Source organism: Kitasatospora sp. NPDC101108 (assembly GCF_055584725.1).
In genome coordinates, this window is record NZ_JBVJLM010000001.1 from 1 (window position 1) to 23,500 (window position 23,500).

Here is a 23,500-nt window from a genome sequence, read left to right on the forward strand (position 1 = left end):
GCCGCCCCCACCGGCCCCCCCCGGCCGCCGGCGGCGACCCCCCCGGGGTCGCCACCCGGGGGGGGCCCCCCGGGGTGTGCGTGCAACGCGGGGGGGGGGGGCGCGGTCCCCCCCGGCCCCCCACCGCGAGTGTGCCAGGCCCTTCGCCGGGGCCCGGGGCTCAGGCGTCGGTGCGCAGCAGCCGTACGGCCGCGCCGGCCAGGGCGAGCACCGTCCAGCCCAGGAAGACCAGCAGGCCGGCCGTCGGCGACAGCGTCGTCGAGTCGTGCTGCAGGGCGAACATCGCCTCACCGGCGTGGCTGGGCAGGTACGGGCTGATGTGGTCCTGCCAGGAGGTGGGCAGCAGCGAGGTCAGCCCGGGGATCAGCATCAGCGAGGCGACCAGCACGGCGATGCCGCCGGCCACCGAGCGCAGCAGCGCGCCGAGGGCGACACCGATCACGCCGACCAGGCCGAGATAGAGCCCGGCGCCGAACAGGCCGCGCACCACGCCCGCGTCGGAGAAGGTCATCGCCGCCTTGGTGCCGGAGAGGATGCCGGTGTCGGCCGAGAAGGCGACGAACACCCCGGCGGTGCCCAGCACCAGCGCGATCAGCCCGTACACGGCGGCCTTGGACCACAGCACCGGCAGGCGGCGCGGCACGGCGGCCAGGGTGGAGCGGATCATGCCGGTGGAGTACTCGCCGGCGGCGACCAGCACCCCGAGGACGCCGAGCGCGAGCTGGGCGAAGTTGGTGCCGAACAGGGAGAGACTGAGCGTGCTCTGGGCGGCGAAGTCCCGGTCCATCGGGCGGCCGGAGGTGATCCGCGACTTGAACTGGAAGGCGGCGATCAGGCCGAAGGCGACCAGGAAGAGCAGTGCCAGGCCGAGGGTGATCCAGGTGGAGCGCAGCGACCACAGCTTGGCCCACTCCGAGCGCAGCACGCGGGCGGCCGTCACCTTGTAGGCGGGTCTGGCGGTGCTCAGCTCGGCGGGCGTGGACGACGGCTGGCTGGGGGCGATCGTACTCATGCCGCGCTCCTCGTGGTCTCGGTGGTCCCGGTGGTCCCGGTGGTGGTCGTGGCGCCGTGGTACTCGACGGCGTCCCGGGTGAGGTCCATGAACGCCTCCTCCAGGGAGACCGTGCGGGGGGTCAGCTCGAACACGGCGATGCCGTGCTCGGCGGCGGTGAGGCCGATCTCGCGGGCCGTCCGTCCGGTGACCAGCAGTTCCTCCGAGCCGGTGCGGCCGGTGATCTCCACGCCCGGCCCGGCGAGCAGGGAGCGCAGCCGGGCCGGGTCGGCGCTGGCCACCTTGACGGTGTCGCCGCCGGCCTGCTGGATCAGCTCCTGCACGGTGGTGTCGGCCAGCAGCCTGCCGCGCCCGACGATGATCAGGTGGTCGGCGACCAGCGAGACCTCGCTCATCAGGTGCGAGGAGACGAAGACCGTGCGGCCCTCGGCGGCGAGCGAGGTGAGCAGGTTGCGGATCCACAGCACGCCCTCGGGGTCGAGCCCGTTGACCGGCTCGTCCAGCATCACCGTGGCGGGGTCGCCCAGCAGGGCGGCCGCGATGCCGAGCCGCTGGCCCATGCCGAGCGAGAACGCCCCGGCGCGCTTGCGGGCCACCGACTGGAGGCCGGTGAGCTCGATGACCTCCTCGACCCGGCGGCGCGGGATGCCGTGGGTGTGGGCCTGGGCCATCAGGTGGTTGAAGGCCGAACGGCCGGGGTGGATCGACTTGGCCTCCAGCAGGGCGCCGACCTCCTGCAGCGGCGCGGCGTGCTCGGCGTACCGGCGGCCGTTGACCCGCACCGAGCCGCTGGTGGGCGCGTCCAGTCCGACGATCATCCGCATGGTGGTCGACTTCCCCGCCCCGTTGGGCCCGAGGAACCCGGTCACCGCTCCGGGCCGGACCGTGAAGTCCAGCCCGTCCACGGCGGTCTTCTCGCCGTACCGCTTCGTCAGCTGGTGCGCCTCGATCATCGCTCGCCCTTACGTCCAGGGGCCGGGCCCTCCCGGCCGCCCACGCTTCCACGCTAAGGGCGGCCGGCGCCCGATCAGTGGCACTGCGGGCTGATCATCAGGCCGTCCGTAGTACCGCGGTACCACGCCCTCGGCCTACCCGCGGCAAAAGCGCTTTCGCCTCGGCCGCCCCTTGGCCGAGGATGGCGGGATGGATGAGCGGACAGTGACCCTGCGTCAGATGACCCCGGCCGAGTACCGGTCGGCCACCGAGGCACGCGAAGCGGAGACGGTGCGCGAACTCGCCAAACTCATGCCCGAGGAGCTGGCCTTGGAGCGCGCCCGCCAGGGCACCGCCAGGTTCCTCCCCGACGGCCTCGCCACCGCCGGCCACCACCTGGTGATGGCCGAGAACGAGGCGGGCGAGGCCGTCGGCACCGCCTGGATCGGCCCGGACCCGCGCGACGGGACCGGCACCTCCCGCTCCGCCTGGCTGTACCACCTGCACGTCCACCCGGCGTTCCGCCGTCAGGGGTACGGCGCCGCCGTCCTGGCCGCCGCGGAGCGGCTCGTCGCCCGGGAGGGCATGACGGCGCTCGCCCTGAACGTGTTCGGGGGGAACGAGGCCGCCATCGCCCTGTACCGACGCTGCGGCTACGGCGTGTCGTCGATGTACATGAGCAAGGAGGTACGGCAGTGACGGGCCCCTGCGGGGAGTGCGGTGCGCGGGGGTGCGAGGAGCTGTTCCACGGGCTGCTGGCGCTGGACCACTCGCGGGCGGAGCCGTGGGGGCCGCTGCACGGGGTGTCGGTGTCCTGCTTCCTGCTGCAGCACCCCGGCCGGCTGCCCGGCGACGGCGGGACGGCCGCGCGGGGCCTGCTGCGGGCGTACCTCGACGGCGGGCCGTCTGCGGTGGAGCGGCTGACCGGGCGGGCCCGCGCGGCGAACTCGCACCGGGTGACGGGCGGGGCCGCGGCGAGCCGGGCCGCGCCGGACCGGGCCGCGACGGGCGCGGTTTCCCGGCGTAGGGCGGTCCCGACGGGGCGGGAGGCGCCGCGGGGTGGGTTCGCCGTCACCATCGAGCAGGTCGCGCAGGGCGGGGCCTTCCCGGCCGCGGGGTTCCCCGAGCGGGTGCGGGACTGGGCGGCGGCGACGCTGGAGGCGTGGGGCCCGCACAGCGCGTAGTCGGCGCCCGGGACCGGGACGGGACCGTGGTCCCATGCGCATGGGGCGGGCGCGGCGGTGCCATGGAAGGGCGGGTCGACCGGCCTGCGCCGCCACCCCCCTGGAGGACACCATGAGCGCCAGATCGGCCAACCCGGTGGCCGTCGCCGCCGGTGCCGCCGCGGTCATCGTCTTCGCGAGCGTGATCGCCTGCGCCGTCCGGGCCCGCAGGGCGCCGGCCGCGACCGGCCCGGCCGCCGAGGAGCCGAAGCCGGCCAAGCCCCGTCGGAAGTGCCCCAATCCGCCGAACTGCCACTGACCCCGGGCCATGAAGCCCCCGCTCCCGGGCGGGTTCAGCTCGCCGGGTTGCGCGGCAGCACCGCGTGCACCCGGGTGCCGCCGAGGCTCCCGACGGGGTCGACGGTGCAGCTGCCGCCGATCTCCGCCGCCCGCTCGCTCATCGACCGCAGCCCCATCCCCGGGTGCCCGGCGTCGCCGCGGCCCGGGCCCTGCCCGTCGTCCTCGACGGTGAGCTCCAGCAGGGTTCGGTCCACCCGGACGGTCACCGTGGCGCTGCTCGCCCGGGCGTGGCGCAGCACGTTGTTGAGCGCCTCCGCGGTGATCCGGTAGACGGCGACCTCGACCGCGGCGGGCAGGTCGGGCAGCGGATCCGGTGTCAGCCGGGCCGTGACGGCGAGCTCCACGCCGCTGAAGGTGTCGGCGAGGCGGCGCAGCGCCCGCGTCAGCCCGTAGTCGCCGAGTGCGGTCGGCCCGAGCCGGTCGGTGATCCGCCGGACCTCGCGGACGGCTGAGGCGAGGTCGTCGGCGACGTCCTCCAGGGCGCCCGCGAAGCGCGCCGGGTCGTCCACGGCGGCGGCTCCCTGCAGCCGCAGCCGCAGTCCGGCCAGCATCGGGCCGAGCCCGTCGTGGATGTCGCGGCGCAGCTGCCGGCGCTCTTCCTCGCGGGTCGCGACGATCTGTTCGCGGCTGGCCCGGAGGTCCTCCATCAGCTGGAGCGAGGCGACGGCGGGTGCGGCCTGGTCGGCGAGCGAGCGCAGGATGTCGCGGTCGCTGTCGTCGAGCGCGCGCTGCCCGGGGCGCAGGGCGACTGTGAGCCGCCCGATCTCGCTGCCGCGGTGGACCAGGGCGAAGCCCTCGCCGGTGCCCAGGTGCTCCCCGACGGCGGCGAGCCGACGCTCGCCGCTGCGGGTGGAGACGGTCAGCGCCACCCCGGGGAGCCGCAGTTCGTCACCGACCGTCCGGCACAGCACGGCCGGCACGTCCTGCGGGTCGACCGTCTGGCTGACCCGCACCGCCAGGCTGCGCAGCACCTGGTACGGCTGCGCGCGCGAGCCGTAGTACCAGCGGTCGACGATGGCCGAGGCCCGGCGCACGCCGTGCGGCAGCCCGCTGGCCAGCAGGAAGACGCCGGCCACCACGCACAGCGCCCCCAGCCGGTGGCCGGGCAGCAGCATGGTGGACAGCAGCCCGGCCAGCAGGACGAAGGCGACCGCCAGTCCGGTGGCGACCAGCAGGCCGACGAGCACCCGGCGGGCCGAGCGGTCCAGCCGCCAGGAGCCGTCGCGCACCACCACGGCGGCCAGGGTCACCGTCCACAGCGCGGAGGCGGCGGCGTAGGCCGCGTAGGAGGGCAGGCTCTGGTCGGCGAAGTAGTAGCCGGCCTCGGCGCCGGCCCAGAGCAGGTAGACGGCGAGGGCGACCAGCACGCTCTGCCGGCGCTGCCGCGACGCGCCACGGATGCGGGCGAGCGGGACGAGCACCACCAGGAGGGTGGCGGCGACGAACACGCTCAGCTGGGTGATGTGCAGCGTCGCGTTGAAGTGCCGCAGCCAGTCGGCGGGGGCGCTGTCGGCGAGCGGGTTCGGCCGGCCGAAGACGGTCGGCTGGTAGACGTAGTAGCAGGTCTCGGGCAGCATCCACAGGCCCATCGCGCCGATGGCGAACCACCACCGCCCGGTGGGCAGGGTGCCGTACGGCAACCACAGCGGCAGCGCGTGCCACAGGGTGCCGCTGATCGTGTATCCGGCCGCGGTGAGCAGCACCGCGGCCGCGACGGCCCACGGCGCGCTGACCTCGACCCAGATCAGGGCCTCGACCGCACGCGGAACGATCACGGCCGTCCCGTACGTCAGCAGCACCCGGCCCAGCTGGACGCCCGGGCGGTGGGCGTACAGCAGCACCCCTCCCGCCACGGCGGCGAGTCCGAAGCCCAGGACCGCGAGCTGGCGGGTGGGTTGGGCGAGGCCGGGGGCGCCCAGATGGCTCAGCACGTACGCCGCCCACAGGCCGCCGATCGCCAGGCAGACGATCGCCCACAGGCCCGCCGTCGCCAGCTGCCGGTCCGCCTGCCCCGGCCGGGGCCGCCACCGGACGCTCCGCGCGCTCTCCGCACTCATGACCGTCCTCTCCTCGCACGCGACCCGCCGCATGCCAGCAGTCTGATCCACCCACTGTCCCGGGCGCATGAGGCAGCGGCCCCCGGAGTGATGGGCGGACGGTCCGACGACGGTGACCGAGCGTCACCGGAGCGGCCGGCCGGGGACGGGGCCCTCGCCCGGCATCAGTGCGCGGACTCCGGGCATGTATGAGGGGTTGTCCGGCGTCGGGCCGTGACGACCCGGAACCGGCCCCGGACCGGGCCGGTGCGACAGGAGGGGGCGGCGAGCATGGGCGAACTGGACGGCAGGACGGCACTGGTGACCGGCGGCTCGCGCGGGATCGGGAGGGCGGTCGCACTGCGGCTCGCCGCCGACGGGGCGCTGGTGGCGGTGCACTACGGCGGCAACGCGGAGGCGGCCGCGGAGACCGTGGAACTGATCGCCAAGGCCGGCGGGCGGGCGTTCGCGGTGCGGGCCCGGTTCGGCGAGGGCGAGGCGCTGGACCACCTCTTCGGGGGCCTCACCGCCGGGCTGGCCGAGCACGGTGAGGACGGCCTGGACATCCTGGTCAACAACGCGGGCATCCACCTGGCCGGTGCGATCGGGCAGATGACCGAGGAGGAGTTCGACCGGCTGATGGCGATCAACGTCCGCACACCGGTCTTCGTGATCCAGCGGGCACTGCCGCTGCTGCGGGACGGCGGGCGGATCGTGAACATGGCCTCGGCGGCCACCCGGATCGGCTCGCCGGTCCAGATCGGCTACAGCGTCAGCAAGACGGCGCTGGCCGCCCTCGCCGCACCGCTCGCCAACGACCTCGGCCGGCGCGGCATCACCGTGAACACCGTCAACCCCGGCGTGATCCTCACCGACATGACCTCGGCCTGGACGGGCGTGCCGGAGGCGACGGCCGGCCTGGAGTCGATCACCGCCCTGGGCCGGATCGGCCGGCCCGACGACGTCGCCGACGTGGTGGCCTTCCTCGCGGGCCCCCAGGGCCGCTGGGTGACCGGCCAGGCCATCGACGCCTCCGGCGGCACCTACCTCGGCCCGATCCCCCCGGCGTAACCGGCCGGGGGTCGCCGTCGCCCGCTCGGGAGGCGCCGGGAGACCAGGCCCCCGTGGTCATCACCTCCGGGCCGGTCACCCGGCCCCGGGCTCACGGCACCGTCTCCACCCTCACCCCGGCCCCCGGGCCAACGGCACCGTCTCCCCCTCACCATCGACCTCGGCCAGGTCAGGTGCCCGGTCTCCGGGAAGCCTCAACCCTGGCTCCGGCCGGGGTCGGTGGTCGCGCCGCACAGGGCGTCGTCGACCAGGTTGCTCTCGGCCTGTTCCACTCGGCGGACGTCGTCGTCGCTGTCGGCGCGGACACCGGAGAGGGAGACGGTGACGCTGCGCCGGCCGTCGGCGGTGACGGCGGCGGCGGTGATCCAGCCGGCGTCACCGCCCTCGTGGCCCCAGTAGGCGCCGCCGCAGGTCAGCGGACGGGAGAAGAGCCCCAGGCCGTCGGTGACGCCGGGCATGAGCGGGTCGAACTGGGTGGCCGCCCGGGTCTCCTTCATCCGGGCCAGTTGCGCCGTCGACAGGAGCCGGCCGCCGAGCAGAGCGCGGAAGAACCGGTCGAGGTCGGCGGTGGTGGAGACGAGCCCGGCCTCTCCGTTGATGCCGGGGCCGACCTGCTCGGTGACGTCCACGAGCGGCTCGTCGGCCCGGAAGGCCTGGTAGGTGTGGGCGTGCGGCCGGGGCAGCGTGGGTGAGGTGCCCGGCCAGGAGGTGTGGTCGAGGCCGAGCGGGCGGACGATCCGGTCCCGCACCTCCTCGTGCCAGGGGTGCCCGGTGACCCGCTCGATGATCATGCCGAGCAGGACGTAGCCGGTGTTGCTGTACCGCCACTCCTCGTCGGGCTCGAAGTCCGGCCGGTGGCTCATCGCCCGGGCGACGGTCTGCTCCGGGGTGGAGGTGTCGTACCGGTGCTGCCGGAAGTCCTCCGCCGAGGTGTGGTCCGGGTAGTCGTCGTGGATGCCGCTGGTGTGCTGGAGCAGTTGGCGAACGGTGATCGCCCTGCCGTCGTTGCCGTTTCCGGACACCGCACCGGGCAGCCATCGTTCGACCGGGTCTTCCGGGGAGAGCCGTCCCTCGCCGACGAGTTGCAGGATCACGGTGGCCACGAACGCCTTGGTGACGCTGGCGATCCGGAAGTGGCCGTCCGCGGGGACCGGCCGCCGGGTCGTCAGGTCGGCGACTCCGCTGGTGGCGGTCACGGTCCGGCCGTCCGGGGTGACCAGGCGGGCCTGTACGCCCGTCACGCCGAGGGCGGTGATCGCGTCGGCGTCGCGGCGGGGTCGGCTCCGGTCGTCGTGCGGCCCGGCGGCCGTCGCGCCGGGCAGGTTGGTGGCCATGACCGCGGCCAGGAGCGCGGCCACTGCCAGGTTCCGGCGGACGGCGCGGCCGCGGCGTCGCGCCGGGGCAATCGGTGTGGTCGTCATGGGCGTTGACGCTAGGTCCGGTCGGGGTGGGTGGTCGGTACCGCCCGCCGGTGGGAAAAGGGGGTAGTGGGCTGTAGTGCCGGGCCCGGTCGCCATGGACCAGACTTGTGCGGATGAACCTCCATGGGGCCCGCGGGCCTTGGCCGACGTGGCGGGCTCTGGGCTATCTCCTGGGAAGCCTGTGCACCGCCGTGCTCACCCTGCCCGCGCTGCCCGTGCTCGCCGTTCCGGCGGCGTCCCGCGCCTGGGCGTCCCGGCACCGCCGCCGCGCCGACCGACTGCTGCTCGCGCCGCCCTCCGGGCCCGTCCGGGTCGGTGCGTGGCGCGTCCTCGGGTGGCTGGGCGCCTGCACCGTGACGGGCCTGCTGTTCGGGCTCGTCGTGCTGCTGTGCGCGGGCAACGCCGTCACCACGGCCGTCACGGTGCCGCTGTGGTGGGCACTGCCCGCCGGGACCCGCGCGGGCGGCTTCGCCGCCGGTGTTCCCCTGACCGGGTGGGGCACGGCGCTGACCCTGGGAACGGCGCAGGCGGTCGTGCTCGCGGCCCTGACCCACTGGCTGGCCCCCGTGCTGGCACGGCTGCACGCCCGGCTCTGCGTGACCCTGCTGTCCCCCTCGGCCGCCGAGAGCCTGGCCCGGCGGGTGGACACGCTGACCGAGACCCGGGCCGGTGCCATGACCGCGCACGGCGCCGAACTGCGCCGGATCGAACGCGACCTGCACGACGGCACCCAGGCCCGGCTGGTGGCCGTCGCGATGCGGCTGGGCGTGGCCCGGGAACTCCTGGGCGAGGACCCCGGGACGGTGGCCCGCCTCCTGGCGGAGGCCCACGAGACCACCGAGGCGGCCATGGTGGAACTCCGCGCGGTGATCCGGACGATCTACCCACCGGTCCTCGCCGACCGCGGCCTCGCCGGTGCGCTGGCCGCGCTCGCGGCCGGATCCGCTGTCGACACCACCCTCGACATCGGCGAGCTCGGCACGGTTCCGGCGGCGGTCGAGGCCGTGGCGTACTTCACGATCGCCGAGGCGCTCACCAACGCCGCCAAGCACAGCCGGGCGACGCGGACCACCGTGAGGGTCGCCCGCGACGGCGACCGGCTGTCGATGGACGTCACCGACGACGGCATCGGCGGTGCCGACGAGACCCGCGGAACCGGCATCGCCGGCATCCGCCACCGGGTCCTGGCCCTGGACGGCACCGTCCGTGTCCACAGCCCCGGCGGCGGCCCGACCACGATCGGGGTGAGCCTGCCGTGCGCGTCGTGATCGCCGAGGACAACGTCCTGCTCTCCAGCGGACTGGAACTCCTCCTCGCCGCCAAGGGCTGCTACGTCGCCGCCGTCACCCAGGACTCCTCCGGCTTCCTCGCCGCCGTCGCCGAACACCGGCCGGACGTCACGATCGTCGACGTACGGCTGCCGCCCACCTTCCGCGACGAGGGCATCCACGCCGCCATCCGGGCCCGCCGCCGGCACCCGGGCCTGCCCGTGCTGGTCCTCTCCCAGTACGTCGAGCAGCAGTACGCCGGGGAGCTGATCTCCGACGGGCGCGGCGGCGTCGGCTACCTCCTCAAGGACCGGGTGGGCCGGGTGGGCGAGTTCGTCGACGCGCTGCGGCGGGTCGCCGACGGCGGTACCGTCATGGACCCCGAGGTGATCGGACAGCTCCTCACCCGAAGTGCCCACGACCCGATCGCCGCCCTGACCCCGCGCGAGCGCGAAGTGCTCGCCCTGATGGCCGAGGGGGCGGACAACACCACGATCGCGGCCCGGCTCGTCATCACCGACAACGCGGTCCACAAGCACATCGGCAACATCTTCGCCAAGCTCGGTCTCTCCCCGGCCGACAGCGGCCACCGCAGGGTCCTCGCGGTCCTGACCTACCTCAGCCGCCACCGGGCGGACGGGGCCGGTCGGGGCAGGTGACCGGAGGAGCGGGCGGGCGGCGCGTCAGCCGTCGGGGATCCGCAGCTCGCACCAGACGGCCTTGCCCGGGCCCGCCGGGCGCCATCCCCAGCGGAGGGCGAGGCGGCTCAGCAGGAACAGCCCGAGGCCACCGCTCTCGCTCGGGCCGTACGGCGCCTTGGGCAGCGGCGGGCGGCGGCTGGCGTCGCTGACCTCGATCCGCAGCAGTCCCGGGCAGCGCACCAGGAGCAGCGAGCCCGGGGCGCCGGTGTGCCGGATGGCGTTGCCGACCAGCTCGGACACCAGCAGGACGGCGTCGGCGACCACCCAGGGGTCGCCGACGTCGGCCAGGAACCCCGCGGTGCAGGAGCGCGCCTCGGCGACCGCCCCCGGACGGGCGGACAGCAGCATTCGGCGCGCCCACGGCCACGGGGAGGAGCGCGCGCGTGCGGGAACCCGGGCTCCGCCCATCCGACCGCACCTCCCTCCTCCGTCCGGTGCCCCCGGTCATACCCTGTCGTCCGTCCGCCGGCCTTCCGTGGCTCCGGTGCGCCGACCGGTGCCGAAGGCGTCAGTGCCCGAAGGCGTCAGTGCCCGACGGCGTCAGTGCCCGAAGAGGTGCCGCCGTCGCGGTTCCCGCGGGACCCCGGCGGCGCGGCCGCCCTGTTCGTCGGCGCCTTCCTCACGTGTCATGGGTGCCGTCCGGCCCGGCTCGTCGAGCGTCTCCGGCGGCGCGTCCGGCTCCACCACACGGCGGGTGCCGCCGCGGTACCCGCCGGCCGCCACCGGACGCGCGGTGGCACGCCGGGCGGCGCGCCGGGCCAGCCCCATCATGGCCAGGCCCAGGCAGAAAAGCAGGGCGAGGGCGACGCCGGCGAGGAAGATCGCGAGGCTGTTCAGCCTCACGAGGTCGTTGCCCAGGACGGTCACCTGGTACTCCGGCCCGCCGGCGAGGTTGTCGGCGATCAGCAGCCCGATGAAGGCGCCGGAGGCCGCCATCAGCAGAAGTCCTAGCAGCAGCATGGGGATTTCCCCTTCCGTCCCGGTGTCGACCACCCCCCGTTCCAGGCCGCGCCTACCCGACGGTCCCGGTCCGTAACGTTCCCGGCGCACCGGCCGGGCGCGGGTACGCGCGCCCTACTCGACCCTGACGGCGATCAGGCAGGTGTCGTCGTCGGTGTCGGCGGGGCTGAGGTCGAGCAGCCGGTCCAGGTAGTGCTCCAGGTCCGGGCCCGGCGCCCCGGCCGTACGGATCAGCTGGTCGACGGAGTCCTCCACCGGCCGGTCCCGCCGTTCGACCAGGCCGTCGGTGTAGAGCAGCAGGACGTCCCCGGTGGACAGGTACGCGCTGTACTCCTCGTACCGGGCCTCCTCCATGGCCCCGAGCAGCACCCCGTGCGGCAGCGGCAGCAGGTGCGCGCCGTCGCCGCTCAGCCGGATCGGGGGCAGGTGTCCGGCCCGCGCCCAGCGCAGTTCGCCGCCGGCCGGGTCGAGCAGCACGCACACGGCGGTGGCGGTGACCTGCCCGGGTTCCCGCAGGGCCACGGTGTTGGCCCACTCCAGCAGCTGGGCCGGGCCCGCCCCGGTGACGGCCAGTCCGCGCAGCGCGTGGCGCAGCGCGACCATGCCGGTGGCGGCGCCGACGCCGTGCCCGGCGACGTCCCCGACGGCGAGCAGGACGCGCTTGTCGGGCAGCGGCAGCACGTCGTACCAGTCGCCGCCGACCCGGTCGCGCTTGGCGGCGGGGCGGTAGCGCACGGCCGCCCGCAGGCCGGTCACGTCGAGCGGGGGCTCGGCGGGCAGGATGGCCTGCTGGAGCCGCAGGGCGAGCTGGGCGCGTTCGGCGGACTCCTGCTCGCTGTCGGCCAGCCGTGCCCGGGTGGCGCCGAGGGCGACCTCGGTGCGGTGCTGGGCGGAGACGTCGTGGTAGGCGCCGCGCACCGCGACGAGCCGGCCGTCGTCGTCGAGCACGGGTTCGGCGATGACCCGGGTGTAGTGGTAGGCGCCGCCGGGGCGGGCCAGCCGGAACACCGCGGAGGAGGCGCGCCGCCGGTGCCGGACGGTGTCGACCAGGCGGCGCACGGCGGGTTCGTCGTCCGGGTGGACGTGCCCGGCGAGCTGGACCAGCGGGACGGGCGGTGCTCCGGAGGGCAGGCCGAAGAGCTGCCGCAGGCCGTCGCTCCAGCGGATCCTGCGGTGGTCGGCGTCCTCCACGAACCCGGCGACCCGGGCGAGCCGCTGGGCCTGGTTCAGCAGCGCCGCCTGTTCGTCGTCGCCGGACGGCCCGGTCGCCGCGTCCCAGCCGACCAGCAGCCGCCCCCCGAGCGGGGCGACGGCGAGCCGTACGGTGGCGGGCACCGCGAACGGCCCGTCCCGGAGCACCAGCCGGAAGTTCTCGGCGGTCAGCGGGATGCCCGTCCGGTGCACTCTGAGCAGCCGTTCGAAGAGTCCACTCGCGCCGGCGACGGGGTAGGCCTCCAGGAACGAGGCGCCCTCCAGCGCGCCGCGGGGGCGGCCGAGCGGGTCGCGGAACTGCGCGTTGACCCGCCGGATGGCGAAGTCGACCAGCTGACCACCCCTGAGCTGGGGCTCCAGCAGCAGCGCGGGCGTGAGCAGGCCCTCCAGCAGGATGTCCTGGTCCTCGGGCGTCGGCGGTTGGCCGACCGGGCCGAGGAGGGTCGTGCAGAGCTCGGCGAGGGCCCGCAGCTGCCGGCGCTGGGCCGGGCCGAGGGACGGGCCCGGCTCGGGCCAGAGCACCTCCAGCGCGCCCCGGCGCCGGCCCGCGTCCAGCAGTGGCAGGACGGCCCGGGCCGATCCGGGTCCGACGGACGGACCGGCGGCGGCCGGACCATCGGGCCACAGCTCCGCCGCGCCGCCGACGACCTGCTGGGCCGGGGTGGCGACACCGGGCGGGACCCGGATCCAGGCCTCGGCCTCGGCCTCGGCGAGTCCGCTGTGCGCGGCGAGGCAGAGGCCGCCGCCCGGCAGGCGCTGCCAGACGGCCAGGGCGCGGGCGTCGAGCGAGACCGCGAGCTGCTCCAGGACGGCTCCGGCGGCCCGCTGCAGGTCGGGCTCGGCGGCGAGGGCGGGGACGACGGGCGGCGCGGCGGTCGCGAGCCCCACGGCGGGCCCACCTTGCGCTGCGCCGGACGGCGCCTCCGCCGCCTCGGACACCTGCCACCAGTCCGTCGCTCCCGCCGACGGGTCCTCCTCCGCTGCCGCTGCCGTCTCCCCTGCCGTTGCCGAGTCACCCGCTATTGCCGAGTCACCCGCCGCCGCCGGCTCCCCGGCCGCCCCGGCTGCGGCCGTCGGCAGCCCCACGACGTCCGCGGCCAGCGCCGCCACCGTGACCCCGGACTCGCGGGCCAGCCGGATCAGATGGGCGGCCGCCTCCGCCGGAAGGACCCCGAGGCGCTCGGACAGGATGCCGGTGGCCAGGTCGACGACGCTGCGGGTCCGGGCCTCGGCCCGCAGCCGGACCGCCGCGTCCTGCAGCCGGCGGACCGTCCCGGCGAGTGCCCGGGCCGTGCTGTCGTCGTCATGCTCGGGCCGGGCGGTCATGGCGCGTCCAGCCAGCGGTGCATCCGGTCGATCAACCGGGTGGTGTCGACGGGTTTGGTGACGTGGTCGTCGGCGCCGGCGTCGAGGCTCTTGCCCTTGTCGCCGGGCATGGCCTTCGCGCTGACGGCGATGACCGGCAGCCGGGCGAAGCGCTCGTCGGCGCGGATGGCGGCGATCGCGGCGTAGCCGTCGAGGCCGGGCATCATGACGTCCATCAGCACGAGGTCGGTCTCGGGGTGATCGCGCAGCAGGTCGAGTCCGGTCCTGCCGTCGGTGGCGTGCAGCACCGTCAGCCCGCTCTCCTCCAGGACGGCGGCCAGGGCGAAGACGTTGCGCACGTCGTCGTCGACGATCAGGACGGTCCGCCCGGCGAGCCGCTCGTCGGCGGCCGCGGCGGCGGCCGGGCCGGGGTCGGCCGGGTGGCGTCCGCCGAGCCGCTGGATCACGCGTTCGCGCAGGTCGTCCAGTCCGTGGGTGAGTTCCAGTCCGCCTACCGCGACCGGGGCGGTCGCGCCGTCGCCCTGGTAGCCGAGGACGGCCGTGCCGTCGCCGAGCGCGTCGAGCAGGACGGGCGCGAGTTCGCCGGAGTGGGCGAGGTCGAGCACCACGCAGCGGTGCGACCCGCTGGCGAGGGCGGCGCGCAGCCCCGGTTCGTCCTGGGCGCTGTCGATCCGCACCTGCGGGTCCGCGGCGCCCAGGGACTCCACGGCGGCGCGGGTGAGCAGGGTGAGCAGGCCGGGCGACTCGGGTTCGACCACCAGCACGCCGGGCTCGCCGCCCGGATCGGCGGCGCGCCGCTCGGACGAGGCGATCGGCAGGTAGAAGGTGAAGCGGCTGCCCTCCCCCGCGGTGGAGGTGACGGTGAGGACGCCGCCGAGCAGCCGGGCGAGTTCCCGGCTGATCGACAGCCCGAGGCCGGTGCCGCCGTACCGGCGGCTGGTGGTGCCGTCCGCCTGCTGGAAGGCGCCGAAGATGGTGTCCAGCTGGTCGGGTTCGATGCCGATGCCGGTGTCCTCGACGTGGAAGGCCACCGCCGCCCCCACCCGGCCGAGTTCGAGCGGCAGTTCCGGGCCCTCGACGCGTTGGATCCGCAGTTCCACCCGGCCGTCGTCGGTGAACTTGATCGCGTTGGAGAGGAGGTTGCGCAGCACCTGGCGCAGCCGTGCCTGGTCGGTGACGAGTTCGTCCGGGACGGACCGGTCGACGGCGACGGAGAAGGTCAGGCCCCTCTGGTCGGCGAGGGGCTCGAAGCTGGACTCGACGTACTCCAGCAGCTCGCGCACGGCGAAGGGTTCGGGGGTCAGCTCCATCTTTCCGGCCTCGACCTTGGAGAGGTCGAGGATGTCGTTGATGAGCTGGAGCAGGTCGGCGCCGGCGGAGTGGATGACGCCCGCGTACTCGACCTGCTTGGGGGTGAGGTTGCCGGTGGCGTTCTGGGCGAGCAGCTGGGCGAGGATCAGCAGGCTGTTCAGTGGGGTGCGCAGCTCGTGGCTCATGTTGGCCAGGAACTCGGACTTGTACATCGAGGTCAGGCTCAACTGCCGGGCGCGTTCCTCCAGTTCCTGTCGGGCCTGCTCGATCTCCAGGTTCTTCGCCTCGATGTCGCGGTTGCGCTCGGCGAGCAGGGCCGCCTGTTCCTCCAACTCGACATTGGAGCGCCTGAGTTCCTCCTGACCGTTCTGCAACTCCTCGGATCTGGCCTGCAGTTCGGCGGTGAGCCGCTGGGACTCGCCGAGCAGTTCGTCGGTGCGCGCGTTGGCCAGCAGGGTCCCGATGTTGACGCCGCAGGCCTCGGCGAACTGGGCCAGGAAGTCGCGGTGCACCTCGGTGAAGGAGTGCACGGAGGCGAACTCCAGGACGCCGAGGAGCCATTCCTCCAGCGCGATGGGCAGCAGGACGAGCGAGCGGGCGTCGCAGCCTCCGGCGCCGGAGGCGATGACGGCGTAGCCGGGCGGGAGCTCGTCGACCGCGATGATCCGCCGGCTGCGTGCCGCCTGGCCTACCAGGGATTCTCCCAACTTGACTCGCTGGTCGGAGAGTTCGTCCGCCGCCCGGCCATAGGCGCTGATCCGGACCAGCTCGGTGCCGCCGTCGGTCTCCTCGGCCAGGAAGAAGGCCCCGTACTGGGCGTCGACCAGCGGTGTCAGCTCCTCGGTGATCATGTCGGCGACGGCCTGGATGCCCCGGCGGCCCTGGATGGCGGAGGAGAAGCGGGCCAGGTTGGTCTTGAGCCAGTCCTGTTCCTGGTTGGCCTGGATGGTCTCGCGCAGCGACTCGACCATGGCGTTGATGTTGTCCTTGAGGTCGGCGACCTCGCCGGAGGCGTCCACGCTGACCGAGCGGGTGAGGTCGCCGGCCGCGACGGCGCTGGTGACCTCGGCGATCGCCCGGACCTGCCGGGTGAGATTGCCGGCCAGCTCGTTGACGTTCTCGGTCAGCCGCTTCCAGGTGCCGGACACCCCCTCGACCTCGGCCTGGCCACCGAGCCTGCCCTCGGTGCCCACCTCGCGGGCCACCCTGGTCACCTCGGCGGCGAAGGAGCTCAGCTGCTCCACCATGGTGTTGACGGTCGTCTTCAGCTCCAGGATCTCCCCGCGCGCGTCGACGTCGATCTTGCGGGTGAGGTCGCCCTCCGCGACGGCCGTGGTCACCTGGGCGATGTTGCGCACCTGGCTGGTCAGGTTGTGCGCCATGAAGTTGACGCTGTCGGTGAGGTCCTTCCACGTCCCGGCGACGTTCGGCACCCGGGCCTGGCCGCCCAGGATGCCCTCGGTGCCCACCTCGCGGGCGACCCTGGTCACCTCGTCGGCGAACACCGAGAGGGTGTCCACCATGGTGTTGATGGCGGCCGCGAGCGCCGCGACCTCGCCCTTGGCCTCCACGGTGATCTTCTTGGAGAGGTCCCCGCGTGCCACGGCGGTCGCCACCTCGGACATCGAACGGACCTGGCCGGTGAGGTTGGAGGCCATCACGTTGACGTTGTCGGTGAGGTCCTTCCAGGTGCCCGAGACGCCCCGGACGGTCGCCTGTCCGCCCAGGTTCCCGGCCGTGCCGACCTCCCTGGCCACCCGGGTGACCTCGTCGGCGAAGGCGGACAGCTGGTCGACCATCGTGTTGAGGGTCTCCTTGAGGTCCAGGATCTCGCCGCGCGCGTCCACCCGGATCTTCTGGGTGAGGTCGCCCCCAGCCACCGCGGTGGCCACCCGGGCGATCCCCCGGACCTGGCCGGTCAGGTTGCCCGCCATCGCGTTGACCGATTCGGTGAGGTCCAGCCACGTCCCGGTCGCGTCCGGCACCTGGGCCTGCCCGCCGAGCCGGCCCTCCGTACCGACCTCGCGGGCGACCCTGGTCACCTCGGAGGTCACCCGGGACAGCTGCTCGGACATCCCGTTGAAGACCGTGGCGATCTCCCCCAGGTCCCCCGGCCGGTCCGGGTCCAGCCGGGTGCGGAAGTCGCCGTCACGGACGGCCGTGAGCCCGGCGAGCAGCTGCCGCAGCGACTGTTCGGCAAGCCCGTTCTCAGGGTGCTCGTCCATCCGTCCACCGTCCGGATCGCACGACCGGGCGCCTGCAGGGCACCCCGGCCCGGGGCGGCGGGCCACCGCCCTGCTCCCACTCTGCCACCAGAAGCCCGGGGGCGGCAGCCTCGGCCACCACGGCGGCCGCTCAGACGGGGGCGGCGGGCCCACGGACCGCCCGCAGCTCGGCGGCGGTCCGCACCGGGTCGTCCGTCTCCACGGCGAGCCCCGCGAACGGCGCCGGCGGGCGCAGGCCCACGCACAGCACGGCGTGCCGGTGGCCGCGCAGGGCGACGAAGTCCCGTCCGTCCTTGTGCCGCCACACGCCCAGGCAGAGCGCGCCGGGAACGGCCACTCCGCTCTCCCGGACGCCGCGCAGCGCCCGCCAACGGTCCGGCTGCACCTCGACCGCCGTGACGGCCTCCAGCGGCACCCGCACCTCCCTGCGGCGGGCCACGATCCGCTCCCACCACGCCAGGCGGACGACCAGGTCGTCACCGTCGATCAGCAGCCCGGCCATCTCCGACTCCCTTCGACCCCGTCGACTCCCTTCCCCGATCCTCCTCCGCCATCGGCGGCACGGTCAGCCGGGAACGGTGTCCCGCACCCGGAAGGCGTCGACAGCACCGGTGAGTTCGAGCATCCGCAGGACCAGCGGCCGGGGGCGGGCCAGTTCGATCCGGCTGCCGTGGCCGACCGCGCGGGCCTGGGCGCGCAGCAGGGCGTTGAGGCCGGTCGAGTCGCAGAACTCCAGGCCGGCGCAGTCGATCACGATGACGGTCGCGGGCTCGGCCAGGGCCGGCTGGAGCACCTCGTTCAGCTCGGCGACCGAGTCCAGGTCGAGTTCGCCGTACAGGGCGACCACCGTGCCCTGGGCCCACGGCGTGGCCTGCGCGGTGAACACTCCAGGTGCGCTGATGCGGTCGGACGTCAGGCCCGGGCCCTTCGGCTGGCGGCGCGCCATCCTGCTCCTCCTCCGTGCCTTCCCGCGACGACCCCCGCAGCGCGACTAACCGCTGCGGGGGCGGGGAAACGCCGAGTGGCCGGACAGTTCAGCCGCATTCGGCCGGTTCGTCGGCCCAGCCGGGGGCGCCGTGGTCCTCCAGTTGCTCCCGCAGCCGGCCCAGGGTGGCGCTCAGCAGACGGGAGACGTGCATCTGGGAGACGCCGATCCGCGCGGCGATCTCCGACTGGGTGCAGCCGTCCCAGAAGCGCAGTTTGAGCACCGTCTGCTCCCGCTCGGGGAGTTCGGCGAGCAGGGGGCGCACGGCGGTGCGGAAGTCGGCGAGTTCGATCCCGGGGTCGCAGCCGCCGAGCCGGTCCAGCATCGCGCTGCCGCTCTCGTCGGAGTCCTGCTCGCGCAGCGCGTCCAGTGAGCTGGGGCGGTAGACCCGGCCCGCGACCAGGCCCTCGGTGGCCTGCGCGACGCTCAGGTGGAGGTCCTCGGCGATCTCCTCCGGCTGGGGTGGACGGCCGAGCCGCTGCTCCAGCCGGTCCGAGCCACGGGCCACCGTCAGGTACAGCTCCTGCATGCTGCGCGGGACGCGCACCGGCCACGAGGTGTCCCGGAAGAACCGCTTGACCTCCCCCGTGATCGTGGGGACGGCGTAGGTGATGAACTCGACGCCGCGGTGCGGGTCGTAGCCGTCGACGGCCTTGATCAGGCCGATCGTGCCCGCCTGGAGGATGTCGTCCATGTCCTCGGCCCGGTGCCGGAAGCGGGCCGCGATGAACCGCACCAGTGGCATGTTCAGCTCGATGATCGTGCCGCGCACGTAGCTGTAGGCCGCGCTCTCCCGCGCCAGCCCCGACAGCCGCTCGAACAGCGCGTCGCTGATTTCCCGCGCCTCGGTCTTCCCCATCGCGCGTAGCTCGGCCTCGGTCGGGCGCGGGGGCGGATCGGACGGCGCCGGGGGCGCGTTCTCCAGAATGCCGGACATGGTGGTTCTCCCGGCAGGGCCGCGAACCCGCGGCCGCTGCACGGCGCTCCTACCCGGTATTCCGGGGTCGACGCGGCTCTCGTGCGATTCGCCCGTTCATGGGCTTCCGGTGATGAGGCAGGACGGTGTCAGGGGCGTGGCGGTGTCAGAGGCGGGGCGGTGTCAGAGGCCGCGGGCGCGGTGGTCCAGCGGGGACGGCACCTCCAGCCAGACCAGCTTGCCCGCGCCCTCGGGCGCCGACCCCCAGGCCCGGGCGAGCCGGTCCACCACCCGCAGGCCGTGCCCGCCCGGCCGGCCCGGATCCGCGTACCGGTGCAGCCGGGGCTCCACCGGACTGGCGTCCGCGACCTCCACCCGCAGGCGCACGCCGTCCCAGTCCAGACGCAGCTCCCGCGGGCCGCCCGGCGCATGGAGGCAGGCGTTGGTGACCAGCTCCGAGATCATCAGCAGGACGTCCTCCGTCACCGCCAGCCGTTCCTCGTCCAGGGTGGGCAACCAGCCCCAGGACCACAGCGCCGCCCGGCTGAACTCACGGCTGCGCCGCACCGCGCCCTCGCTGCCCGCGAACAGGAGCCGCCTGGTCCGCCCGGACTCCGGCGGTCCGTCGCTCCCCGGCGGGCTCACGACGGCCCACCTCACTCCGCGTCGGGAGCCGGGGCGTCCGTGGCGGCCTCCGTCGCCGGGGGGCCGGGTTCCGCGTCCGGTTCGAGCCGGACCCGCAGCAGGGTGTCGGTGCCGGTGACCTCGAACAGCCGGGCCACGATCGGCCGGGGCCGCGCGACTTCGAGGGTCCGCCCGGCCGCGTCCGCGTCGAGCCGGGCACGCAGCAGGATGTTCAGGCCGGTGGAGTCGCAGAACCGCAGCTCCGCGAGGTCGACCACGATCCGCCGGACGCCGTCGTGCAACGGCCGTGTCAGCGCGTCGCGCAGCACGTGCGCCGAGTCGTGGTCCAGCTCCCCGGCGACCGTGACGACCCGCACCGAGGCCCGGTCGTCCACCACGACGTGCAGACTCCCGCTCTGGTTCTCCCCCTCGCTGGGGACCTCGGTTGGCCCTGGCATCGTGCCCTCCCGGTCCGCTCGGAACGGCGGGGTGCCGTCCCGACCATCATGCCGCGCGACGCGCCGAACCGCTCGGACGGCCGTCGGGGCCGGAGGTCAGGACCACCGCCCCGCCGAGGTGTACGAGTTCCCGAGCCGGAGAGACGCTGGGAACAGGACTTCCACCCGGGAGGCGAGCGCCGTGAGCGACCAGGACCCGACCCGCGAGCACGACAAGCCCGTGCCCAAGGACCCGCCCGTCCCGGTCGGGACGCCCGGGTCGCGGACGGACCACGACGGACCGCGGCCGGAGCCCGAGGAGGGGCTGCCCCGTCCGGAGGCCGGGCAGGAGTCCGCGCCGATCGCACCGGCCCACGAGCCGGAGCCGCACGAGACCCCCGACTGAGCCGGCCGTGGCCAGCCCCGGAAGCCGTCCCGTGAGCACGCCCCGCCGAGACCCGCAGCCGTACCGGCCCGTCCGGCCGGTGCGGTTCGAGCTGCCCGTCCGGCTCGCGTTGCCCGTCCGGCTCGCGCTGCCCGTCCGGCCCGGTCCGCGCCGTGGAGCCGGCCGGTGGGCGTGAACGGCCCGGGACGGCCCGCCCGGCGCCCCCGGCCGCTCGGCAGCCGGCCGCCCCGGGTGGCGCTGCGCCGGGCCCGTCCGGCGGCGCCCCCGGAGCGCGTCCCGGCCGGGTTGCGCACCGCCGCGGGGTACGCCTGGCGGCTGGGTCTGCTCGCCGTGGCCGCGTACCTGGTGGTCAGTGTCCTCGGACAGCTCCAGATGCCGGTCATCGCGCTGTTCCTGGCCCTGGTGATCACCTCCGTGCTGCGCCCGCTGGTCGACCTGCTCGCCCGGGTGATGCCCCGCTCGCTCGCCGTGCTGCTGGCCTTCGTGTGCGCGATCGCGCTCGTCGGCGGGGTCCTGGCGCTGGTCGGGACGAACGTCGCCGACGAGTGGAACGGGCTCGGCAACGAGCTGCGCGGCGGCCTCGGCCGGATCGACCACTGGCTCACCCGCGCCCCCTTCCACCTCCGGCCCGGCACCGTCACGGACCTTCGGGCGAAGATCGGGACGTTCCTCTCGGCGCACCGCTCGGCCCTGCTGACCACCGCGCTCAGCGGGGCCGGCACGGTGGTCGAGATGGCCACCGGGCTGGCCCTGGCGGTGTTCTGCTCGGTGTTCTTCCTGCACTCCGGCGACCGGATGTGGACCTGGGCGCAGCGCCAGCTCCCGGCCCGGGCCCGACCGGTCTGGGGCCGGGCCGGGCGGGTCGCGTGGCACACCTTCGCCGGCTACACCCGCGGGGTGCTGATCGTGGCGGCGACCAACGCGATCCTGGTCGGCATCGCCCTGGCCGTCCTGCGGGTGCCGCTGGTGCTGCCGCTGATGGTGCTGGAGTTCGTCGCGGCGCTGGTGCCGCTGATCGGCTCCCCGATCGCCCTGGCGGTCGCCGCGTTGGTCGCGCTGGCCGCGCGCGGGCCGGTGGTGGCGCTGCTGGTGCTCGCGCTGATCGTGATCATCGGCCAGATCGAGGGGCACCTGCTGCACCCGCTGGTGCTGGGCTGGTCGGTGCGCATCCACCCGGTGGCGGTGGCCCTGTCGGTGATCGGCGGCGCCGTGCTGGCCGGGGTGCTGGGCGCGCTGGTCGCCGTGCCGGTGGTGTCGGTGGCCTGGGCGGTGATCAGCGAGCTGCGGGACCACGCCCCGCCGGAGGGACCGGGCGGACGGCCGGGGTCACGGCGCGATGCCCCGGCGGTGGGCGACCACCCGCACCGCACCCAGCGTGATCGACGACGCCCAGACCAGGGAGAAACCCGTGAGCACGGCGGCTGAGTGGGCGGTGACACTGATCAGCAGCAGGGCCGCGGAGAGCCCCCCGAGCACCGAGAACACGAAGACCGGCACCCGGGCGGCCTGACGCAGCAGCCAGCCCGCCAGCCAGCGGGGGCCGTGCCGCATGGTGCGCAGGGCACGGTCCAGGTGGCGGTCCACCTGCAGGTGGTTCTCGATCTCCGTGAGGATCCGCAGTTCGCGCCCGGAGAGCCCCGGCCCGTCCATCCGCGCCACCTCCCACCAGGCGGTTGCCCGGCCGGGCGGTGCCCGTAACCTCCGGGGCGGCCGGAAACCGGTGGGGCGGGAACCGGCGACCGGGGGTACCCGCGCCGCGTCGGAACCGCACCCGATCGGAGGACACGACGGCCGCCCACGGGCCCTGCCGGGTGCCCCGGTCGCCGCGCCGGTCAGCTGGGCCGGCGTCGAGGACCCGTCCATGGACACGGACGAACGCCCGGGGATCACGTACAGCAGGCCGACATGGGGGTTGGTCAGAACGTTCCGGAAGCCGTCGGTACGCCGGTTCCCGGGGCGCTCCGGGACGACGATCGTGGTGCCCTGGAGCAGTACTACGGACCGGGGTACGGCGCGCGGCTCTACGGCTAGGAACGCGAGCCGGAGGCCCGGGGGCGTCCCCGGGCCTCCGGCCACCGCGCCTGGTCAGCTCCGGCGGAAGAGCGCGTGCTCGACCTCGTCGGGGCCCTCGAAGCTGTCCCGATCGAGATCGGAGATCTGGCCCACGAGGTTCTCGTCGGCCCCGTTCGTACGGGCGCGCTCGACGAGTTCGTCGCGGTCGGCGGGGTAGTGGGCGCCCTTCAGGGCCCTCTGGACATCGATCGGGTTGATCCGGCTCATTCGGCCGTCTCCTTCGGTGGTGTGGTCATGGAGCCCGGGTTCGCGGGTGTGCGTGACCTGAGAGCTCCTCGTACTACGGCCCACCGTGCGCCCCTCCCGGCGCGTCCGCACCCGTACGCGACGACCGCTGAGCCGTACGTGTTCACGCCGGCCGCCGCGCTCACCCGGTGGCGTGGCCGCCGCGCCGCCGCCCGCCGGGGCGGCGGCGGGGCGGCGGGGAGACACTGGTCGGGGGAGCGGGAGGTGATCAGGATGTCCGGTTACCGCGCTCTGGTCGGCGAGCTGGCCGGCCTCGTCCGGCTGGCGGACACCGGCCTGCGCGGCGTCACCGCCGTGCTGACCGACCCGGCCGCCGACCACGACGCGATCGCGACCGCCGAGAAGGCCCTGGCCGAGCTGCGCGCCCGGATCGAGGAGGACGCCGCCACGGCGCTCGACGGCCGCCCCGGGGTCGTCGTCGGCATCCACGTCGGGTGCGAGGCGGAGGCACTCGGGCAACTGGCGCAGCGCCTGCTCGGGGCGGCCTGGGCACGGCAGGAGCGGGAGCCGTACGGCGACCGGCTGCTGGCCCCGCTGCGCGGGATCGCCGGGGCGGCGCTGGACCTGCTCTCACGGGCGGCCGACGCCCTGGAGTCCGGCGCGCCCGAGGGCGTCACCCATGTGCTCACCGAGCTGCCGGAGGTCGCCCGGCGCCAGCGCCTGCTGTACGAGCTGCTGCTGCACGACGGTGCCACCGACCCGGTGGACGCCGCCGACCTGGTGCTGCTCGCCTGCTGCTACCAGCAGTGCGCCGACCACGCCGCCGCGGTCGCCCGCCACGCCGCGCTGTTCGCACACGCCGGGGCCTGAGGGG

Annotated in this window: 24 protein-coding genes; 9 read left to right on the forward strand and 15 right to left on the reverse strand. The window is 74.9% G+C overall.

What is annotated here, in order from left to right; translation table 11 throughout:
• Positions 1-160: 160 nt before the first annotated feature.
• Together ACZ6Z8_RS00005 and ACZ6Z8_RS00010 are read right to left on the reverse strand one after the other, a co-directional pair.
• The gene (locus ACZ6Z8_RS00005; protein WP_465604386.1) at positions 161-1,012 is read right to left on the reverse strand and encodes an ABC transporter permease; all 852 of its coding nucleotides are present in this window, start codon (positions 1,010-1,012) and stop codon (positions 161-163) included.
• Positions 1,009-1,965, reverse strand: a complete 957-nt coding sequence (locus ACZ6Z8_RS00010) for an ABC transporter ATP-binding protein (RefSeq protein ID WP_465604389.1) — start codon at positions 1,963-1,965, stop codon at positions 1,009-1,011. Before ACZ6Z8_RS00010 ends, ACZ6Z8_RS00005 begins: the two co-directional genes overlap by 4 nt.
• A 190-nt stretch (positions 1,966-2,155) precedes the next feature.
• Here ACZ6Z8_RS00010 and ACZ6Z8_RS00015 point away from each other — a divergent pair, with 190 nt between their 5' ends.
• The 3 genes from ACZ6Z8_RS00015 to ACZ6Z8_RS00025 all read left to right on the forward strand — a co-directional run bounded on the left by ACZ6Z8_RS00015 (position 2,156) and on the right by ACZ6Z8_RS00025 (position 3,427).
• Positions 2,156-2,644, forward strand: coding sequence for a GNAT family N-acetyltransferase (locus tag ACZ6Z8_RS00015; protein ID WP_465604392.1), 489 nt, complete (start codon positions 2,156-2,158; stop codon positions 2,642-2,644).
• Complete coding sequence (locus ACZ6Z8_RS00020; protein ID WP_465604395.1) at positions 2,641-3,129, forward strand: DUF5946 family protein; 489 nt, start codon at positions 2,641-2,643, stop codon at positions 3,127-3,129. Before ACZ6Z8_RS00015 ends, ACZ6Z8_RS00020 begins: the two co-directional genes overlap by 4 nt.
• Before the next feature lie 112 nt (positions 3,130-3,241).
• Positions 3,242-3,427, forward strand: a complete 186-nt coding sequence (locus ACZ6Z8_RS00025; RefSeq protein WP_465604398.1) for a hypothetical protein — start codon at positions 3,242-3,244, stop codon at positions 3,425-3,427.
• 34 nt (positions 3,428-3,461) lie between these two features.
• On the opposite strand, the gene ACZ6Z8_RS00030 is transcribed toward ACZ6Z8_RS00025, so the two are convergent.
• Positions 3,462-5,525, reverse strand: coding sequence for a sensor histidine kinase (locus ACZ6Z8_RS00030; protein ID WP_465604400.1), 2,064 nt, complete (start codon positions 5,523-5,525; stop codon positions 3,462-3,464).
• A gap of 270 nt (positions 5,526-5,795) precedes the next feature.
• Here ACZ6Z8_RS00030 and ACZ6Z8_RS00035 point away from each other — a divergent pair, with 270 nt between their 5' ends.
• The gene (locus tag ACZ6Z8_RS00035; RefSeq protein ID WP_465604402.1) at positions 5,796-6,575 is read left to right on the forward strand and encodes an SDR family oxidoreductase; all 780 of its coding nucleotides are present in this window, start codon (positions 5,796-5,798) and stop codon (positions 6,573-6,575) included.
• A gap of 194 nt (positions 6,576-6,769) precedes the next feature.
• On the opposite strand, the gene ACZ6Z8_RS00040 is transcribed toward ACZ6Z8_RS00035, so the two are convergent.
• Positions 6,770-7,996 (reverse strand): serine hydrolase domain-containing protein, encoded by a 1,227-nt coding sequence (locus ACZ6Z8_RS00040; RefSeq protein WP_465604405.1) that lies wholly within the window; start codon positions 7,994-7,996, stop codon positions 6,770-6,772.
• A gap of 113 nt (positions 7,997-8,109) precedes the next feature.
• On the opposite strand from ACZ6Z8_RS00040, the gene ACZ6Z8_RS00045 reads away from it, so the two are divergent.
• Together ACZ6Z8_RS00045 and ACZ6Z8_RS00050 are read left to right on the forward strand one after the other, a co-directional pair.
• Positions 8,110-9,264, forward strand: a complete 1,155-nt coding sequence (locus ACZ6Z8_RS00045) for a sensor histidine kinase (RefSeq protein WP_465604408.1) — start codon at positions 8,110-8,112, stop codon at positions 9,262-9,264.
• On the forward strand, positions 9,252-9,923 hold the full coding sequence (locus tag ACZ6Z8_RS00050) for a response regulator (protein ID WP_465604411.1): 672 nt from the start codon (positions 9,252-9,254) through the stop codon (positions 9,921-9,923). Before ACZ6Z8_RS00045 ends, ACZ6Z8_RS00050 begins: the two co-directional genes overlap by 13 nt.
• Before the next feature lie 24 nt (positions 9,924-9,947).
• On the opposite strand, the gene ACZ6Z8_RS00055 is transcribed toward ACZ6Z8_RS00050, so the two are convergent.
• The 9 genes from ACZ6Z8_RS00055 to ACZ6Z8_RS00095 form a co-directional block, all read right to left on the reverse strand.
• Positions 9,948-10,313, reverse strand: coding sequence for an ATP-binding protein (locus ACZ6Z8_RS00055; protein WP_465604413.1), 366 nt, complete (start codon positions 10,311-10,313; stop codon positions 9,948-9,950).
• Positions 10,314-10,505: 192 nt separating this feature from the next.
• Positions 10,506-10,925 carry a hypothetical protein gene (locus tag ACZ6Z8_RS00060; RefSeq protein WP_465604415.1) on the reverse strand — a complete coding sequence of 140 codons (420 nt, stop codon included), beginning with the start codon at positions 10,923-10,925 and terminating at the stop codon, positions 10,506-10,508.
• Between the two features lie 114 nt (positions 10,926-11,039).
• The gene (locus ACZ6Z8_RS00065) at positions 11,040-13,463 is read right to left on the reverse strand and encodes a SpoIIE family protein phosphatase (RefSeq protein ID WP_465604418.1); all 2,424 of its coding nucleotides are present in this window, start codon (positions 13,461-13,463) and stop codon (positions 11,040-11,042) included.
• On the reverse strand, positions 13,460-16,999 hold the full coding sequence (locus tag ACZ6Z8_RS00070) for a HAMP domain-containing protein (protein ID WP_465604421.1): 3,540 nt from the start codon (positions 16,997-16,999) through the stop codon (positions 13,460-13,462). The genes ACZ6Z8_RS00065 and ACZ6Z8_RS00070 overlap by 4 nt, the downstream gene beginning before the upstream one ends.
• A gap of 130 nt (positions 17,000-17,129) precedes the next feature.
• Positions 17,130-17,501 (reverse strand): hypothetical protein, encoded by a 372-nt coding sequence (locus tag ACZ6Z8_RS00075; protein ID WP_465604424.1) that lies wholly within the window; start codon positions 17,499-17,501, stop codon positions 17,130-17,132.
• Positions 17,502-17,564: 63 nt separating this feature from the next.
• The gene (locus ACZ6Z8_RS00080; protein WP_465604427.1) at positions 17,565-17,945 is read right to left on the reverse strand and encodes an STAS domain-containing protein; all 381 of its coding nucleotides are present in this window, start codon (positions 17,943-17,945) and stop codon (positions 17,565-17,567) included.
• Between the two features lie 88 nt (positions 17,946-18,033).
• On the reverse strand, positions 18,034-18,921 hold the full coding sequence (locus tag ACZ6Z8_RS00085; RefSeq protein WP_465604430.1) for a SigB/SigF/SigG family RNA polymerase sigma factor: 888 nt from the start codon (positions 18,919-18,921) through the stop codon (positions 18,034-18,036).
• 162 nt (positions 18,922-19,083) lie between these two features.
• Entirely contained in the window at positions 19,084-19,545 is a 462-nt protein-coding gene (locus tag ACZ6Z8_RS00090; protein ID WP_465604432.1) for an ATP-binding protein, read from the reverse strand.
• An 11-nt stretch (positions 19,546-19,556) separates the two neighbouring features.
• Positions 19,557-19,982: an STAS domain-containing protein gene (locus ACZ6Z8_RS00095; protein ID WP_465604435.1), complete on the reverse strand. Its 426-nt coding sequence runs from the start codon at positions 19,980-19,982 to the stop codon at positions 19,557-19,559.
• 181 nt (positions 19,983-20,163) lie between these two features.
• Here ACZ6Z8_RS00095 and ACZ6Z8_RS00100 point away from each other — a divergent pair, with 181 nt between their 5' ends.
• Positions 20,164-20,367: a hypothetical protein gene (locus ACZ6Z8_RS00100; RefSeq protein ID WP_465604438.1), complete on the forward strand. Its 204-nt coding sequence runs from the start codon at positions 20,164-20,166 to the stop codon at positions 20,365-20,367.
• A gap of 165 nt (positions 20,368-20,532) precedes the next feature.
• The gene (locus ACZ6Z8_RS00105) at positions 20,533-21,792 is read left to right on the forward strand and encodes an AI-2E family transporter (RefSeq protein WP_465604440.1); all 1,260 of its coding nucleotides are present in this window, start codon (positions 20,533-20,535) and stop codon (positions 21,790-21,792) included.
• On the opposite strand, the gene ACZ6Z8_RS00110 is transcribed toward ACZ6Z8_RS00105, so the two are convergent.
• Together ACZ6Z8_RS00110 and ACZ6Z8_RS00115 are read right to left on the reverse strand one after the other, a co-directional pair.
• The gene (locus tag ACZ6Z8_RS00110; RefSeq protein WP_465604443.1) at positions 21,694-22,017 is read right to left on the reverse strand and encodes a hypothetical protein; all 324 of its coding nucleotides are present in this window, start codon (positions 22,015-22,017) and stop codon (positions 21,694-21,696) included. The two genes, ACZ6Z8_RS00105 and ACZ6Z8_RS00110, sit on opposite strands and share 99 nt — an antisense overlap.
• A gap of 435 nt (positions 22,018-22,452) precedes the next feature.
• Positions 22,453-22,647 carry a DUF2795 domain-containing protein gene (locus tag ACZ6Z8_RS00115; protein ID WP_465604446.1) on the reverse strand — a complete coding sequence of 65 codons (195 nt, stop codon included), beginning with the start codon at positions 22,645-22,647 and terminating at the stop codon, positions 22,453-22,455.
• 252 nt (positions 22,648-22,899) lie between these two features.
• Between ACZ6Z8_RS00115 and ACZ6Z8_RS00120 the strand changes: the two genes are divergently transcribed.
• Positions 22,900-23,496 carry a hypothetical protein gene (locus ACZ6Z8_RS00120; RefSeq protein ID WP_465604449.1) on the forward strand — a complete coding sequence of 199 codons (597 nt, stop codon included), beginning with the start codon at positions 22,900-22,902 and terminating at the stop codon, positions 23,494-23,496.
• Positions 23,497-23,500 lie beyond the last annotated feature (4 nt).